This window comes from Paraburkholderia phenoliruptrix (genome assembly GCF_019511605.1).
Classification (GTDB): Bacteria; Pseudomonadota; Gammaproteobacteria; order Burkholderiales; family Burkholderiaceae; genus Paraburkholderia; species Paraburkholderia phenoliruptrix_A.
Genome location: NZ_JAEUAV010000048.1, coordinates 1 through 16531, shown reverse-complemented (window position 1 = coordinate 16531; position 16531 = coordinate 1). Strand labels below are relative to the sequence as shown.

The 16531-nt window shown below is 61.7% G+C and carries 13 protein-coding genes and 1 pseudogene; 11 read left to right on the top strand and 3 right to left on the bottom strand.

Translation table 11 applies throughout. From position 1 onward, the window contains the following. Nucleotides 1-155: 155 nt before the first annotated feature. Nucleotides 156-1949 carry a lipid A export permease/ATP-binding protein MsbA gene (msbA, locus tag JNB89_RS30390; RefSeq protein WP_220364675.1) on the top strand — a complete coding sequence of 598 codons (1794 nt, stop codon included), beginning with the start codon at nucleotides 156-158 and terminating at the stop codon, nucleotides 1947-1949. Between the two features lie 195 nt (nucleotides 1950-2144). On the opposite strand, the gene JNB89_RS30385 is transcribed toward msbA, so the two are convergent. Next, nucleotides 2145-3161: a glycosyltransferase gene (locus tag JNB89_RS30385; RefSeq protein WP_220364674.1), complete on the bottom strand. Its 1017-nt coding sequence runs from the start codon at nucleotides 3159-3161 to the stop codon at nucleotides 2145-2147. 159 nt (nucleotides 3162-3320) lie between these two features. On the opposite strand from JNB89_RS30385, the gene JNB89_RS30380 reads away from it, so the two are divergent. Beyond that, nucleotides 3321-4400, top strand: a complete 1080-nt coding sequence (locus JNB89_RS30380; RefSeq protein ID WP_220364673.1) for a glycosyltransferase family 4 protein — start codon at nucleotides 3321-3323, stop codon at nucleotides 4398-4400. Between the two features lie 75 nt (nucleotides 4401-4475). On the opposite strand, the gene JNB89_RS30375 is transcribed toward JNB89_RS30380, so the two are convergent. After that, complete coding sequence (locus JNB89_RS30375) at nucleotides 4476-5780, bottom strand: O-antigen ligase family protein (protein ID WP_220364672.1); 1305 nt, start codon at nucleotides 5778-5780, stop codon at nucleotides 4476-4478. Nucleotides 5781-6070: 290 nt separating this feature from the next. On the opposite strand from JNB89_RS30375, the gene JNB89_RS30370 reads away from it, so the two are divergent. Next, nucleotides 6071-6916, top strand: coding sequence for a glycosyltransferase family 2 protein (locus JNB89_RS30370; protein WP_220364671.1), 846 nt, complete (start codon nucleotides 6071-6073; stop codon nucleotides 6914-6916). Nucleotides 6917-7005: 89 nt separating this feature from the next. Here JNB89_RS30370 and JNB89_RS30365 read toward each other — a convergent pair whose 3' ends face one another. After that, nucleotides 7006-7338, bottom strand: a complete 333-nt coding sequence (locus tag JNB89_RS30365; RefSeq protein WP_013338646.1) for a hypothetical protein — start codon at nucleotides 7336-7338, stop codon at nucleotides 7006-7008. Between the two features lie 235 nt (nucleotides 7339-7573). On the opposite strand from JNB89_RS30365, the gene JNB89_RS30360 reads away from it, so the two are divergent. The 8 genes and pseudogenes from JNB89_RS30360 to JNB89_RS30325 all read left to right on the top strand — a co-directional run. After that, nucleotides 7574-8494, top strand: coding sequence for a recombination-associated protein RdgC (locus tag JNB89_RS30360; RefSeq protein ID WP_220364670.1), 921 nt, complete (start codon nucleotides 7574-7576; stop codon nucleotides 8492-8494). Nucleotides 8495-9218: 724 nt separating this feature from the next. Further along, nucleotides 9219-11657, top strand: coding sequence for a type VI secretion system Vgr family protein (locus tag JNB89_RS30355; RefSeq protein ID WP_220364678.1), 2439 nt, complete (start codon nucleotides 9219-9221; stop codon nucleotides 11655-11657). After that, nucleotides 11658-13595 (top strand): T6SS effector phospholipase Tle3 domain-containing protein, encoded by a 1938-nt coding sequence (locus JNB89_RS30350; protein ID WP_220364669.1) that lies wholly within the window; start codon nucleotides 11658-11660, stop codon nucleotides 13593-13595. Then, the gene (locus tag JNB89_RS30345; RefSeq protein WP_346656240.1) at nucleotides 13585-14298 is read left to right on the top strand and encodes a T6SS immunity protein Tli3 family protein; all 714 of its coding nucleotides are present in this window, start codon (nucleotides 13585-13587) and stop codon (nucleotides 14296-14298) included. Before JNB89_RS30350 ends, JNB89_RS30345 begins: the two co-directional genes overlap by 11 nt. Before the next feature lie 128 nt (nucleotides 14299-14426). Further along, the gene (locus tag JNB89_RS30340; protein WP_223216901.1) at nucleotides 14427-15047 is read left to right on the top strand and encodes a T6SS immunity protein Tli3 family protein; all 621 of its coding nucleotides are present in this window, start codon (nucleotides 14427-14429) and stop codon (nucleotides 15045-15047) included. A 35-nt stretch (nucleotides 15048-15082) separates the two neighbouring features. Continuing rightward, nucleotides 15083-15799 (top strand): T6SS immunity protein Tli3 family protein, encoded by a 717-nt coding sequence (locus JNB89_RS30335; RefSeq protein ID WP_223216900.1) that lies wholly within the window; start codon nucleotides 15083-15085, stop codon nucleotides 15797-15799. A gap of 274 nt (nucleotides 15800-16073) precedes the next feature. Further along, nucleotides 16074-16331: a PAAR domain-containing protein gene (locus tag JNB89_RS30330; RefSeq protein WP_220363992.1), complete on the top strand. Its 258-nt coding sequence runs from the start codon at nucleotides 16074-16076 to the stop codon at nucleotides 16329-16331. Continuing rightward, nucleotides 16328-16531 (top strand): annotated as a pseudogene (locus tag JNB89_RS30325) (hypothetical protein); the annotation flags it as partial. The gene JNB89_RS30330 and the pseudogene JNB89_RS30325, both read left to right, overlap by 4 nt.

The following is a 16531-nucleotide window of genomic DNA, read 5'->3' as shown; positions in this document are numbered from 1 at the left end:
CGCCCACTCCCACCCATTCGCCCGGCCTCCGCACCCCGGCCAAAACGTCAGCCGTCCGTCAACCTCAAGCGTTTACAATGCTTCTTTTCGATCTTCGCGCCCGGGCGGCCGGCCGCCGCCGCCGCGAAGCTCGTACCGCATTCCCAGAGGATTCCTTGAGCGCGAAGCCAACGTTAAGCAAACCCATCGGTGCAGGAGAGGGGTCGTCGCCCGCCGTCGTTTTCCGGCGCTTGTGGCCGTTCATCAAGCCGCTCATGTGGGTGATCGTGGGCGCCATCCTCGCAATGGCCGCAAGCGCGGGCACGGACGCGGCGATCCCCGCTCTGCTCAAGCCGTTGCTCGACAAGGGTTTCGGCGCCCATGCAAGCGACAACGCGAAGTGGTTCGTGCCGGTCGCCGTGATCGGCCTCGCGCTGATCCGCGGTGTGTCGCAATACGCGTCCGGCTATCTGCTCGCCTACGTCTCCAACAAGATCCTGCTCGAACTGCGGCTGCGTATGTTCGAGCGCATGATTCACACGAGCGTCGCGTTCTTTCAGCGCGAGACCGCGAGCACGGTGATCAACGCGATCGTCTTCGAGGTCAACCAGATCCTGAACGTGCTGCTGAGCGTGATGGTCACGCTGGTGCGCGACTCGCTCACGGTGATCTTCCTGCTCGCCTATCTGTTCTATCTGAACTGGCGCCTGACGCTGATCGTCGCGGTGCTGCTGCCGGGCATCGGCTGGCTGGTCGGCAAGATCAATCGCCGGCTGCGGCGGCTGAACCGCGAGCATCAGATGCTGACCAACGAGCTGTCCTATATCGTCGAAGAGACGGTGGGCGGCTACAAGGTGGTCAAGGTTCATAACGGCGAGAAGTACGAAATGGACCGCTTTTCGTCAATGAGCAAGCGCTTGCGCGGCTATGCAATGCGCATGACGGTCTCCGGCGGTCTGGCTCAACCATTGACGCAGTTCCTCGCGTCGATTGCGCTTGCAGTCGTGATCACGATTGCGGTGGTGCAGTCGTCGTCCGATCAGACCACGGTGGGCGGTTTTGTCGCGTTCGTCACGTCCATGCTGCTGATCATTTCTCCGCTCAAGCACCTGATGGACGTGAACCAGCCGCTGCAGCGCGGCATGACGGCGGCCGAGCTGATCTTCGGCCTGATCGACGAACCGGCCGAGCCGGCGGGCGGCGGCAGGCCGCTCGAGCGCGCGCGCGGCGAAGTGGAGTTCCGCAACGTGTCGTTCACGTACAGCACCAACGCCACGCACAATCGCCACACGTTAGACCAGGTGTCGTTCAGGGTGGCGCCCGGTGAAATGGTCGCGCTGGCGGGTCCGTCGGGCAGCGGCAAGACCACTCTGGTCAATCTGCTGCCGCGCTTTTTCGATCCGACCGGCGGCGAGATTCTCGTCGACGGCGTCGCGCTTCCCGAATACGACCTGCACGCGCTGCGCAGCCAGATCGCGATGGTGAGCCAGGACGTGGTGCTCTTTAACGACACGGTGGCCAACAACGTCGCTTACGGCCAGACCGCCGACCGCGACAGGGTCAAGGCGGCACTACGCGCGGCCAACCTGGGGGACACGGTGGATGCCATGCCCAACGGCATCGACACGCTCGTGGGCGACAACGGCATGATGCTCTCCGGCGGCCAGCGCCAGCGTCTTGCGATTGCGCGCGCCATCTACAAAGACGCGCCGATCCTGATTCTCGACGAAGCCACCTCCGCGCTGGACTCCGAGTCCGAGCGCCACGTGCAGGCCGCGCTCGAAACGCTGATGAAGGGCCGCACGACCCTCGTCATCGCGCACCGGCTGTCCACCATCGAGCGCGCGAACCGCATCCTCGTGATGGAGGCAGGGCATATCGTCGAGAGCGGCAGCCACCGCGAGCTGCTGGCGCAAAACGGGCTCTATGCGCATTTGCACCGGATTCAGTTCCAGCAGAACGCGGCGTGAGCCAGACCAGGCGGCGCCGCGCGCCGCGCAGTGCTTAGCGAGCACGCGTTAACGCGCTGCTCGCCTGAAGCAGCGCGGCGCTTGCGCGGGCCGGTTGCGGGCAATTACACAACGCACAATGCCGCGCCGCGGTCGGCGGGCATGACCAGACGCGCGCGCCAGGTCGCCCAGGCTCATGCCGATTCGGGCAATGCGTCAGCCCCGCCTTTTGCGCAATGTCCGCTTGACCCACAGACCGGGCGCATACACGGCCGGACAGCTCACATACAGGAACATCCGGATGCGCAGGCCGAGCTTCACGCCCGCGCTGTGCATAACGAGTCCAATGCGCTCAGCGAGGCTGCCCGCCTCGAACATCGCGCGAATGAATTGCTCGCGCGCGAGCTTGGGCGCCATCGCCATGCGCATGCGTTCGCCGACACCGGCTACCTCCGCGTCGCGCTGCAATTGCGCGAGTTCGCCGAGCCCATACAGATTGCTTTGCCGCATGCGGCCGACCAGTTCGGCCACTGATTTATAGCGGCGCTTGCCCGACAGCCCGCCGCGCCGGTAACGCACGAGCGGCTCGCGCAGACTCAGCGCGCCGCCGGACAGGATCGCGCGCAGCACCATGATCTGGTCCTCGGCCATCGTGCCGGGCAACATCGGCCCGAAGCGCTCGAAGAGCCGCCGCGACCACGTGTGCGCCGCGCCGACGAGCCACGGACGCTCCTTAAGCCAGTCGTCGAAGCTGTGATAGCGGTCCAGTTCAGTGGGACTCATGCGCTCGTGGACATTGCCCGCTTCGTCCATGTCGGCGAGATCGGTGGCGATCAGGTCCGGGCGCCGGTCGTGGGCAAGCCAGAAGTCGACGACCCGCTCGCAGCGATTGGGCGCCGAGATGTCGTCGCCGGCGGCAACGAACAGCAACTCGCCGCGGGCCATCAGCGCCAGTTGCGACAGGTGTGCGCTGATGCCCTGGTTGACCGCGTTGCGGCGCACCACCACCTGATGCGGTCCCTCGTAACCGGCCACGGCTGCCTGAATGGCGGCGAAGGTGGCGTCGCTCGAGGCGTCGTCGGAAATGATGATTTCGAGCGGCTCGTAAGTTTGCGCGAGCGCTCCTTTAATGGCGTCGCCGATCTGCTGTTGCTGGTTGTAGGTGACGAGCAGCATCGACACCAAAGGGCGTTGTGCAGCAGCGGGTGAGGGGCGCGGCAGGCTATCGGTCATAGAGTCGGTAAAAGTGCGGTCAGGGTCGATTCTAATCGGTGGCGGCAGTTGCGCGATGCCGGGGCGCCGTTGGCCATCGTTTACAATTACGCTGCCGCACAACCTGCGCGCGGCGCATCTGCCGCCGGCGCGCGTCCTCACATCAGCGAGATCCGAGCTTTGTCCGAGCCAACCCGCCCAACCCTCACCGACATCGCGCTAACCGCGCAGGCGCTGAAAAACAGCGGCGGCGCCGAGCGCTACACGCGCGACGTGATCGCCGGCCTTCACCGAATGGGCGTGCGGCCCACCCTCTATGCGCGCGAAATCGACCGCTCGCTTCCCGAGGCGGCATGGGTCGACGCGAAACGGCTGAACGTGCGCTGGGCGCCGCGCAAACTGCGCAATCTTGCCTTTGACTGGCGCCTCAAGCAGCGCCTGAAGCGGCGCCGCCCGGACTGTGTGTTTTCGATCAACCATTCGACGCAGGCGGACGTCGTGGCGTGCGGCGGCACCCATCCCGGTTCGCTCGAAGCGTCGGGCCGTGCGGTGCGCCGCAGCGACCAGTTGCAGTTCGAACTCGAGCGGCGCGTCTATACGAACGCGCGCGCGGTGGTCGCGCATTCGCAGCTGATGAGCCGCGAGTTGCAGCGGTTCTACGGCGTACCCGCCGAACGGATAGAAGTGATTTATCCACCGGTGGATACGCAACGCTTCCGGCCGCTCACGGAAGAGGCGCGGGCCGCGGTGCGCCGGCATTTTCATTTGCCGGAAGACCGCGTGATCTTCGTGTTTTCGTCGACGAGCCACGAGCGCAAAGGTTATCCGCTGCTAGAGGCGTTCTTTTTGCAGACCTCGCTACCCGTTTGTCTCGCAGTGGCCGGGCGGCCGGTGCGGCGAACCGGCGAGACGATCCGTTACGTCGGCTACTGCAACGAGATCGAGAAACTGTTCGCCGCGGGCGACTTCACGGCAGTCGCATCCGAATATGAGCCGTTCGGGCTCGTCGGCGTGGAGTCGGTCATGTGTGGCACGCCGCTCGTGATCGCCGACAACGTCGGCGCGGCGGAAACCGTGAAGGGCGACGCGAAGATCGAATTTTCGCGGCGTTCGGCGGGCAGCTTCGAGCGAGCGATTCACACGGCGCTCGAACGAGTGCAGCAAGGCAAGGCGAGGATCGCGGACCCGCTCGCGAGCCTCGTCTACAACCCAGACGTCGACGCGCACGTCGCCTCGCTGTATAAGCTCTTCACGCGCTGAGAAGAGTCGGCCGGCTCCGCTTGCGTCGGGAGCGGGCGCGTTGCCGGCGCGCGCCGGCTCCGCTGCAACCTTGAATCAGCTCAGTACTCTAGAACCGTCCGATCCGCTCGCAGCGTTCGGTTCGTTCAATTCGCTCAATTGCAGCAATTCGCGTTGGCGTGAATCGATCACCGCGAGAAACGTTGCCACCAATAGCGCCAGCAGCACCGTCACCATGATCGGCACGAGCACGTCGATGGTCAGTCCGAAGATCACCGTGCTTGTTGCGACCGCCAGTCCCGAATACGAAGCGGCGCGAATGGCAGCGTCGGTCGAGTTGCGGTGACGCCAGAAATAGACCGAGATTCCATAGTAGAAGAGCAGCAGACACGCCACGCCCACGGCGCCCATCTCGGCGAGCGTCGAGAAAAAGTCGCTATGCGCGCGCTCGTTGACGATCTCGCTCTTCACCTCGCCGCGCTTTGCCATGGTGCCCAGCTCGCTCATCAGGTGACCTTTGCCGATGCCGTAGACCGGGTGGTGCGAAAAGATCATTCGCGACGCGTGCCACAACTGCAGGCGCAGACCCACCGAGGTGTAGTCCTCGCCTTGATGCAGCATCGAGAAGTCCGTGGTGGCTTCGCTCAGGCGTTTCTGGATGCGCTCCGTCGAAAGCAGCGAAGCGGCCGCAATCACGATGGCGACGCTCGCTACCAGCAGGCGCTTCTTGTGCGCGAACCACTGATACTGCATGCCAAGCAGCACGACGAACACCGGCACAGCCAGCCAGCCGCCGCGCGTGCCCGACAGATACGACGCGTAGCCGCCCGCAGCAAGAGCCAGAAGCCGCACGCCGGCGATACGCCAGTCGCGCGGACCGTCCCAGCCGAGCGTGAAGGCCGACAGGAAGGCGAGCAGCAGCGCGGTGTCGCCGAACGGAATCGCGTTGGTGTATGAGTTGTTCAGACGATTGGCATCGGTCCAGCCGCCGGCCGGCTGATCGACGATTGCCCAGACGCCCACGGCGAGCGCCCCCGCCGCACAGCCCCAGCCGATCATCCGCAAATGCCGCGACGGCAATTGCCGCAGCAGGAGAAACACCGGCAGCGCCAGCATGAAGCGCGACAATGCGTCGAATTGCCTGGGTAGCCAGTAGCCCAACACCAGCTGTTGAACGCCGATGGCGACTACGAACGCGAGCATGCCGATCGTGAACCAACGGTAAGTGCGCAAGCCAGAAAAATAGCCGGGCGTGCGGCGGTTGGCGACGGCGGCGCCTAGGGCCAGCGCCAGAATTGCGAAGAAGCAGTAACCGGTACCGCCGCGCCATACGAGATTGACCGCGGGCGCGAGAAACAGCAGGGCGGCGGTCAGCCAGGCCAGACTGGGTGCAAAAATCATAGGGTGACTTTTTGTATTGACACTACCGTTCCGGATGGAACTGCGAAGGGCCGGATCCATCGTTGGGTATTTTTAAGACGGTAGGGCGACTGCGATTATAACCGTGCACCGCCTTGCAAAAAGCTTGCGCGAGAGCGTGCGCGAATCCGCCGCGCGCTGGCGGAAATGCCCGGAAATCGGGGGCGGGGCGAGTCGCCTGCCGATATTGCGCGTGAGGCGTACAATCCTGGCCAAACAAATGGCCGGCATGCAGTCGCAACTGCCCGAGGCCCGCACAACGGACATAACCGATGTTCTCGATCATCATCCCAACGTGGAATAACCTGCCGTACCTGCGCCTCGTGATTGACAGCCTGCGGCGCCATTCGACACACGAGCACCAGATCATCGTGCATGTCAACGACGGCTCCGACGGCACGCTCGCCTGGGTGCGAGACGAGGGAATCGAGCACACCGCGTCGCCGGACAACATTGGTATCTGTCATGCAGTGAACATTGCGGCGGCGCGTGCCACGCGCGACTACATCGTCTATATGAACGACGACATGTATTGCTGCCCCGGCTGGGACGAGGCACTGGTCAAACGCCTGCCGCAAATGCCCGCGGATAACCTGTTCATGCTGTCGGGCACCATGATCGAACCGGTCGATTCGGGCAATCCGTGTGTGGTCGTGCAGAACTTCGGCCGCGACGCCGAGACCTTGCGCTGCGACGAACTGGTCGCCGCGACACCGCGGCTCGTGCGTGCCGACTGGCGCGGCGCGACCTGGCCGCCCACGCTCGTGCATCGGGACTGGTGGTTCAAGCTTGGCGGCTACAGCAGTGAGCTGAGCCCCGGCATGAGCAGCGACAACGATTTTTCGATGAAGCTGTGGCATGCCGGCTGCCGCGTGTTCCTCGGCGTCGGCGACAGTCTCGTTTATCACTTCCAGCAGAAGAGCACCGGCAAGGTGGTCAAGAACGACGGCCGCCGCCAGTTCCTGAACAAGTGGGGCATGACGCAAGCCACCTTCGACCGCTACTACTTGCGGCGCGGGACGGCTGTCGTGGGTGGGCCGGCGGTGAGCGAGCCCGAGCCGACCGGAGCTTTGCGGCGCGCGCTGCTGAAGTCGCGGATCAAGCGGGCGCTCGGCTGATCGCTTTCAATCATTGCGATGCGGCGATGCGGCGATGCGGCGATGCGGCGATGCGGCGATGCGGCGATGCGGCGATGCGGCGATGCGGGTCACACTCCGCCGGTGACGAGCGGCAGCACAGTCAGGTCCGGATGCGTCCCGTCGACGATGCTGCGCCCTACGTGCACGGCCTCGTATAGCGCATCGTCCTCGCTGGCGAAGCTTTCTTCGCCGTCCGCGTGGAAGGCGACAGCGTGTCCCGGAATCGACGGATCGGCACCCGGATGACACACATAGCCGACATACGTGTAGCGGTTGCTCGCCGTGTCAGGCGGCGCGTTGGACATGCCGGCTTCGCGTGGCGCATCTTTGGGCATCGGCGCCGCGTGAATCTCGAAACCCTCGTACTCGACCGTTTGCCAGGCTGCGGTTGCGTCGGCCATAGCCGCCTCCGTCTTCATCGCGCATATCAAAAAGTCTAGGCGATTTCGTCGCGAAGCGCGCTCGTTCACGCGTCCCTCAAATCCACTACGGTTTGAACACGCCCGGTGGCGGCGCGGCTCGCGGCCTGCGCCGTTTTTCCGGAAGCCGGGCACACCTTGGCCAATCGGCCAGTGCGCTCGCCCGACGCACGCCGTCATATAGAATGACGCGCTTTGCCCGTCAGACACCTCGCCTATGTGGTTCAAAAACCTTCAGCTTCACCGCCTTCCCGCGCCGTGGTCCGTCACTCCCGAACAAATGGAAAAATGGCTTGCGCCGCACGCGTTCGCGCCCAGCAGCAGTGTCGAGATGCAAAGCCACGGCTGGGCGTCGCCGCGTGATAACGACTCGCTCGTGTATGCGCTGAACGGCCAGATGCTGCTCACGTTTCGCGCCGAAAAGAAGCTGCTGCCGGCGTCGGTCGTCACGCAGGTGACCAAGGCCCGTGCGGCCGAACTCGAGGAACAGCAGGGCTTCAAGCCCGGTCGCAAACAGATGCGCGAGCTCAAGGAGCAGGTCACCGACGAACTGCTGCCACGCGCTTTCAGCATTCGCCGCGACACGCGCGTGTGGATAGATTGCCGCAATGGCTGGCTCGTGATCGACGCGGCGTCGCAAGCGGTCGCCGATGAGGTACGCGGGTTGCTCGTCAAATCGATCGATCAGTTGCCGCTCGGCACGGTGCGTGTTGCGCAGTCGCCGGTTGCGGCAATGACCGAGTGGCTGCTTTCCGGCGAGGGTCCGGCTGGGTTCACCGTCGATCAGGACACGGAATTGCGCTCGCCAACGGAAGGCAACGCGACGGTCCGCTACGTCGGACATACGTTGGCTGCGGAAGATATGCGCCGCCATATCGAGGCCGGCAAGCAATGCATGCGCCTCGCGATGACGTGGAAGGACCGCGTGTCGTTCGTGCTGACGCCTTCGCTGACGATCAAGCGCATTGCCCCGCTCGACGTGCTGAAAGAAGCGGGCGACCCGACCGCGCAGAACGACGACGAACGCTTCGATTCGGACGTCACGCTGATGACCGCAGAACTCGACGGCATGCTCGGCGATCTGCTCGATGCGCTGGGCGGCGAGCAGGGCGAGGGAATGCTGCAGGCGGCGGCCTGAAGAAGACGAAGACGGTTCCGCCGACGGCCGTATGAGGCAAAGGGGCGGGCGCGCTCGCTGCCCAAGTTCCGCTTCTCTGCGGAAACGGCCAGCGCTTCAATGGGTTGCGGCGATTGCGGGGTAGTTGTCCACAGATTTGCGAACAGTTTGTGTGGATAGCTTCTGCCATGCGTAACATGGGACACGCGAGGCGTTTTGCGGGGAATATAGTTGGGCAAACGCTCTTGATGACATCGGCGAAGGGTCGCTCCATAAACTTGGCGCTGCGAATCACGGCCTCATTTTGAATGATGGCTGCGGCCTGTCCGGCTGTGTGCATGCCGGGCGAAGGGATCACAGTTGACTTGCGCGCCGCTACCAGTTCAAAAGGGGGCGCGTGAAACGTCGCCCGGAGTGTGACCGCGCCGGACGCCCGCCGCAGTCCGGCATGAATGCAATGAAGCGGTCGCCGGCGGGTTTTTCGCGCGCCCGCTGCGCTTCGACGGTGGCAGAGCCGGCAAGCGCCAACTCCCCGCGGGAAGATACCTGGCCAAGTCCATTCTTATCCGTTAAAAACTGGCCACATCGGTTTCTGTAAAGCTGTGTCAAGAATCGTCCGTCTCAAATTAATTAAGTTGACCTGATTAGTATTGAGTGGTCAATTAGCAGTTCCGCAGCGGAATGTGTGTCGCTGGTCTTTTTCAGGGGGCGGGGAGTGGCAGAGTCTGATCCGTTAATCCAGAGCATGACGGGACAGCAGGCATATTTTCTGGATGTGCCGGGCACCGGCAGCGCCGCCGCGCTCTCGGTCGTGTCGTTCGAGGCAACCGAAAAAATGGGCGAGCCGAATGAAGTGCGCATCGTGCTCACCCATTCGCAGCAGCTCCCGCGCGCGGACTACCTGAGCCGCGATGCGGTGTTCACGATCAGGCCTCACACCGGCACGGTGCGCAAGTTCTCGGGGTATATCGAACGCTTCTCGACGGTGCAGACCACGAATGACTTCACCAGGTACGAGCTCGTGCTGAAGTCGCATTTCGGGCGACTCCAGGCTGTCACGAACACGCAGACCTTCCAGCACCTGAGCACACCGCAGATCATCCGCGAAATCCTGCGTAGCCACGGCATGCGCGACCATCAGATGTCGTTCCGCTTGCGCAGCGGGTATCCGGCGCACCGATGGCGCTTCCAGTACCAGATGACCGACTTCTCCTATGTGCACATGCTCATGCAGAAGGCGGGTATCTACTGCTTCATGGTCGAGACGGAGTACGGCGACCAGATCGTGTTTGCCGACGACATCGACCACTACGTCTACGATCCGCAACTGATCGCCCCATACCGGGAGACGGCGGGGCTCGAGGCAGGCGGCGTCGAGGCCGTGACTGCGCTGAAGACGCACACACAGACGGTGCCGCAGTCGTTCGCGGTCGCGGACTATAACCCCGAGGCCGCGTGGGAGCGGATGAGGGACGAGGCCAACGTCGCGCCGCAGGACGAAACCACCTACGGTCAGCCCTACATCTATGGCACCCATCATCTCGACCGGGCGGGGGCGAAGTGGCAGGCGCAGCTGCGCCACGAAGCGGCCATCGCGCGGCAGGTGGTGTACGAGGGCGAGAGCAATGTGCTCGCGTTGCAGTGCGCGCGCGTGCTGGAAACGGATCTGGTCCTTCCCGATGCGCCCAAAGGACACGTCATCACCGAAGTCACGCACAGCGGTGCGCGCGACAGGTCCTACACGAGCCGCTACCGGGCCATCCCTGCGGGGCGGCGCTTCCGTTTGCAGTTCGAACCGGCGAAATGGGCGCGCATCTCCGGCACGCTCAGCGCCCGCGTATGCAGCCCGGACAAGTACACGTATGGCTACCTGAATGCCGCGGGCTACTACGTGGTCCGGCTGGATGCCGACTTCGGAAGTTCGCCCAGGGGCGGCGAGAGCGTGCCGCTGCGTCTGGCAAAGCCCTTCGCGGGCAAGCTGCAGACCGGTATGCACTTCGTCGCGCTGGACGGCGACGAAGCGGTCATCTCCTTCCGGGATGGGGATCCCGACAAGCCTGAAATCACTGCGTTCCACCATCACAGCCAGGCGCGCGATCTGGTCACCAGCGACCGCCGCTGGCTGTCGCGCAACGTCATCCGTACCCAGAGCAACAACAAGCTGCGCATGGAGGACTGGGCGGGCCAGGAAGGCATCAAGCTCAGCACCGAGCACTCAGGCAAGAGCCAGCTGAACCTCGGTTATCTCGTCAACAGCAGGCTCGAATACCGGGGGGAGGGCTTCGAGCTGCGGACCGACAAAGGCGGGGCGGTTCGTGCCGGCGGTGGCCTGTTCCTGTCGAGCGACATTCAGGAGCGCGCCTCAGGCAAACAGCTTGACATGGATGCGGCCCTGAACCAGTTGCGGATCACGGCGGCACAGGCGGACGGCCTGGCGCAGGCCGCTGCCGTTGCGAAGGCTGAAATTGCCGACCTGAAGGCAGAAAACGAGTGGCTCAAAAACAGCGTGGCGGGGCTTCGTGAAGCGGTCATGCTGCTTTCGTCTCCAAAGGGAATCGCGCTTGCGACGCCGGATCGCGTGTCCATTGCGGCGGGTAAGGACGTCAACACAGCGACGAGCGGCGGCTTTAACGTTAGCGCGCTGAAAAACATGGTGGTGTCGGCGGCGGGTGCGGTATCGCTGTTTGCTCAGCGCCTGGGTATCCGCATGATCGCCGCGCGGGGAAAGGTGCTGATCCAGGCGCAATCGGACGGACTGGACTGCGTCGCGCAGCAGAACATGGAGTTGTGCAGCGCAGGCGGAACGCTCACGGCCCATGCTGCTAATGGCGTCGTGCTCCAGGGCGGTGGCACCGCATATATCAAGATTCATGGCGATAGCGTCGAGATTGGCGGCGCGGGCAGTCTCATCCTCAAGGTGCCGGATATCGACAAGCAGGGGCCCGGGTCGCTTTCGCTGCCGATGCCGAAGTTTGGGCAGGCCACTGCGCCAAACGACGAGCGGTTCATTCTCAGTGACGATGTGACCGGACGGCCACTTGCCAATCGACCCTACAAGATTCGGATGGCAGACGGTCGCATTGTCGAGGGGAGGACGACCGACAAGGGCGAGACTGTGCTGACGCAAAATGACGTGGCGCAGGGTATCACGCTAATGCTTCGCGAATCATGGGAGCCTCAATGAATGGATGAGCTGAATAACCAGCCCGACGCGCTAACCGACGTGCAACCACAAGCTTGGCAGCATGACGTTGCAACCAACGTGGTGCCGCTGCAGCGGGATCACCTTGGACAACCCTTCTGGGAGTCGTACCAGTCGCCGGCAGACTATCAGGTTCGTGCCGAAGCGCGCGTCCCGCCGCACATGCCCGGCGTGATTATTTTTGTGCATGGGGTGAACTCGGAAGGTGAGTGGTACGACTTCGCTGAAGACGCATTGTGCAAAGGACTTAACGCGCGCCTTGGTCGCACCGCTTCGGCTGAGTTGTCAGCCAATAAATATTCGGACATTAGTGATGATAGAAAAAGGACGTCCAGACGCATTTCGCAGCTTGGAAATTCCCCCGTCATTCGCTTCTACTGGGGCTATCGAAGTAGAGATGAGGACCTGAAGCGATGGAGAATACCGTTACGCAATATCGAGGGTAACGACGAGTGGGCCCCGGCGTGCTGCGCGGACGGAGGTCCGTGGTACTGGGGCGGCGGTGCATTCCAGAACGGTACCAACAATCTCCAGCAACTGTGGAGCCATATGGGCTTCTCACGCCACGTCTACGGCTTCGACCTTGAGCACCTGAACACTGAGGCCGACCGTCAGTTGCAAGACGCACCACCCCGTATCTACTACTCGCATGCGGCGCAGCGTCTCGCGAATCTGATAGACAAGATTCGCAAGAAGAACCCGCGCGACACCATTACGCTGATGTCGCACAGTCAGGGCACGATGGTCTCCATGGCTGCAACGCTGCTGTGCAAGGAGCGCGCACCGGACGCCCTTTTCGTGATGAACTCGCCGTTTGCGCTGGACGACAAGACAACGGATGCACTCTCCTGCGGCAGCGAACGCCCGACCGCGGAAGCTCGCGTCAACACATTCAAGGCGGTGGCGAACCGGATCAAGCAGGACAAGCAGGTCTACACGGAAGAAATGATGCGGCAGCTTCATGTCGGGGCTTCAGAGGACATGAACTTCTGGCGCCCTGACCTGAAACTGAACTACGGCGTTCCTGAGCGCGATAACCACGGTCGCCTCTACGTCTACTTCACACCCCATGACCGTGTAATGGGAACGACGCCTCTACAAAGCATCGGCTGGCAAGGGCTGGGCGACGAGCTGCTAGGCGAGCTTGGCGATACTGTCAAACAGCGAATGCTAGCGCGCAGCACGCCGGTTGGTGACGAGCCGGGTGTGCGCAAGTTTGGCACGCTGCCGCCAATTGCAGCAGGCAAGCTTGTGCCTGGTGCAAAACCGACAGACTTCTGGAATGGCAATCGCGGACCAATGCACACATTGTTTGGCATTACGGACCTTTGGAAGGTGCCCGACCCGAGGCAGACCGTCACGGTCAACGCCGAGAAGGTGCCAAGTCCCCTGACGGCGGATGAAATGAAGGATTTCGAGGAATCGCGCAAGGTCGCGGGCCCAATGGGCGCGCTAATACCTGATCCGAACGATCCTCGGCAACAAACATTCAAGGATGCGTCATACCCCTACTTCAGATCGATCTACGAACCAGAACAATACAACGCGGTCGATGACGTGTACGCGAACTCGGGACGACAAAGGGGAAAGGAAAACCAGCAGGAAATGACGGACCGGCTTGACGCGTATATCGCGGAGCCAACCAACCACAGCACGCTTCCCAAGAACGAAGAATTTATGAAGCGGGTCGTGGCTTGGGATTTGCCGGTAGGTTTTTGCGATTCCTTCGACGACGATGATTTCTGGTTCAATCTTGTCAAGCTCGCAGACTGGACGAGCGGGTACGACCAATACTTCAACTCCGCGATATTTGAAGAGGTGGAGAAGCCTGGAGCGATCGACTGGGCGACAGTCGCTGAAGAAACCAGTATTGCGGAGGCAAAGCGCATTCAATACGGGAACAACTACCGTGGTTCGTAAAATCATTGCACTGGCCCTGTCCGCCGCCGCGATCGGCTGTGCAGCGCGGCAGCCCTGGTCGTTCAATCAAGGAGATTTCACAATGGCGAAGGAGTTGCCTTACGACTCCCCGCCGCAGGTTATCTACCGCATTGACGATCACCGCTTCGTGACGCTGGAGCGCTACCGGGATTGTTACCACGGTGAGACGTATTACAACGATACGAAGCTCGCAGTCCGTAGCTATTTGGGCCGCGGTGCCGTCGAAGACTTCCAGGGGCGCCTCATCAATGCTGATCCGACGGGGCGCAATCTCGCGTTTCCGACAGCGATGCCACCTGGGGCATTTTGCGGCAACGGTGAGCGTGGCTGTAATCTCGGGTTGCTGTACTCGACGGACGGTGGAAGGACCTTCCGCGGAATGGTCTACTTCGAGCACAGCTTTAATCCATATGTCGATACGAAGGCTTACACGGTAGTCGCGGATGGCTCTCGGGTTTATGTCTCGGAGGCGCGACAGTCTAAGGCCTATGTCGTTTCATATCCCCTCGTTCCTGGCTACGCGTACACAGGCAAGGACGCATTGCCCGATGGGTATGAAATCAAGTTCGACACAACGGTGCCCTCTGGCCTGCGCACTCCTTCCGGCCAGGATCACATCACCTGCGATGCGTCCATTAAACCCACTAATCCCGACGCGCCTTTGGTGAGAGGCCGCCAATGACGGCGCAACTATGTAGTACCAAGGGAGCGAAGAGTTTGGTTCGTAGAATCATTACACTAGCCGTGTCCGCCGCCGCTATCGGGTGTGCAGCGCGGCAGCCCTGGTCGTTCAATCAGGGAGATTTCACAATGGCGAAGGAGTTGCCTTACGACTCCCCGCCGCAGGTAATTTATCGCATTGACGATCACCGCTTCGTGACGCTGGAGCGCTACCGGGATTGCTACCACGGTGAGACGTATTACAACGATACAAAGGCGGCAGTCCGTAGCTATTTGGGCCGCGGTGCCGTCGAAGACTTCCAGGGGCGCCTCATCAATGCTGATCCGACCGGCCGCAATCTCGCGTTTCCAACAGCGATGCCGCCTGGGGCGTTTTGCGGCAACGGTGAGCGTGGCTGTAATCTCGGTTTGCTGTACTCGACGGACGGTGGAAGGACCTTCCGCGGAATGGTCTACTTCGAGCACAGCTTTGATCCATATGTAGATACGAAGGCTTACACGGTAGTAGCGGATAGCGCCCGTGTTTATGTATCAAAGGGGCGGCAGTTCGATTCCTATGTCGTTTCATATCCGCTCGTTCCTGGCTACGCGTACACAGGCAAGGACGCATTGCCCGATGGGTATGAAATCAAGTTCGACACAACGGTGCCCTCTGGTCTGCGCACTCCTTCCGGCCAGGATCACATCACCTGCGATGCGTCCATTAAACCCACTAATCCCGACGCACCTTTGGTGAGAGGCCGCCAATGACAGCGCCACTATGTAGTCCCAAGGGAGCGAAGAGTTTGGTTCGTAAAATCATTGCACTGGCCCTGTCGGTGGCCGCTATGGGCTGTGCGACACCGCAGCCCTGGTCGTTCAATCTTGCCGACTTTCTCATGGCGAAGGAATTGCCTTACGATTCGCCGCCGCAGGTGATATACCGCATTGACGATCACCGCTTCGTAACGCTGGAGAAATATCGGGACTGTAACCACGGCGAGACCTGGTACAACGATACCGAAGCCGGAATCCGCAGCCACCTTGGCCGGGGCCTCGTAGAGAATTATCAGGGGCGCCTTATCAACGCGGACCCAACAGGCAGGAACCTCGTATTCCCGGCTGCCACTGCTCCCGGAACTGTTTGCGGCGATCGTGGCTGCAATCCGATGATGGCGTACTCGACTGACGGAGGGAGGACATTCAACGGAATGGTCTATAAGGACCATAGTCCAGACCCGTACAAAGGTTCAATGAAGTTTACGGTTATCACAACTAGCGATTCCGTTTACGTTTCTGAGACGTTGGATCCCGACTTTAATACAGTCGATACAGCCAGATATCCGATGATTCCTGGCTTTGTTTATGAACGCAGAGAAACGTTGCCGGAAGGAAAGCGCATTGACTTTAACGCCTCTGCGCCCTCTGGCCTGCGCACTCCCTCTGGACAAGATCACATCACCTGCGATGCCTCGATTAAACCGACGAATCCCGATGCACCTTTGGTAAGGGGACGTCAATGATAGCGCCGCCATGTAGTTCCAGCAGGTATGCCATGGCCGTGGGCCGTGATTGTGTCTATGTTGTGGAAAAAGATCGACATGGTGAGGATGCCTTCGTTGTTCAGTACCCGCTCTTTCCAGGGATCGATCTGAATAAGCTATATCCAGACGGAGTCCGTGGCGCAAGTTTGCGCGCGTTGTCGCGACCGGGTTTTCTAGCCGGTATTAGCACGCCCTCTGGAGCAGACCGTTACACCTGCGACGAACCCGTCAATGATCCCAAGGCGGAACAGAAATGACCAAACCGGTCTGTAAGGGCGACAGGACGAGCCACGGGGGCGTCGTAAAGACGGCGTCCGCCACGTTTACGCTGGATGGGCGCAAGGTCGCGTTAATCGAGGACATCGTCTCGTGCCCCGAGCACGGCGATAACCCGATTATCGAGCACGGGGAGGGCTATGGCGAAGGTGGCCGCAAGTGGGTGGTCGATGGTTGCCGCACGCAATGCGGGAGCCGGGTGATTGCCGGAACGGACGGAATGAAAATCCGATGAGCTTGGACTGGAAGTTCTGCGAGACAAAGCAGCTCGAATACGGCAAGCCTCCGTCTGCATGGATCGCCGTGGCGATCATCACACTCGTTGGTGTAGCAGGATTTGGACTGGCGGTATTGACATGGCAGAAGAGCCAACCCGTGGTGTCCGTCTCCTTCTTCGCTCGCGCTTTGCTGGCCCCGCTGCTCGGTAGCGGTCTT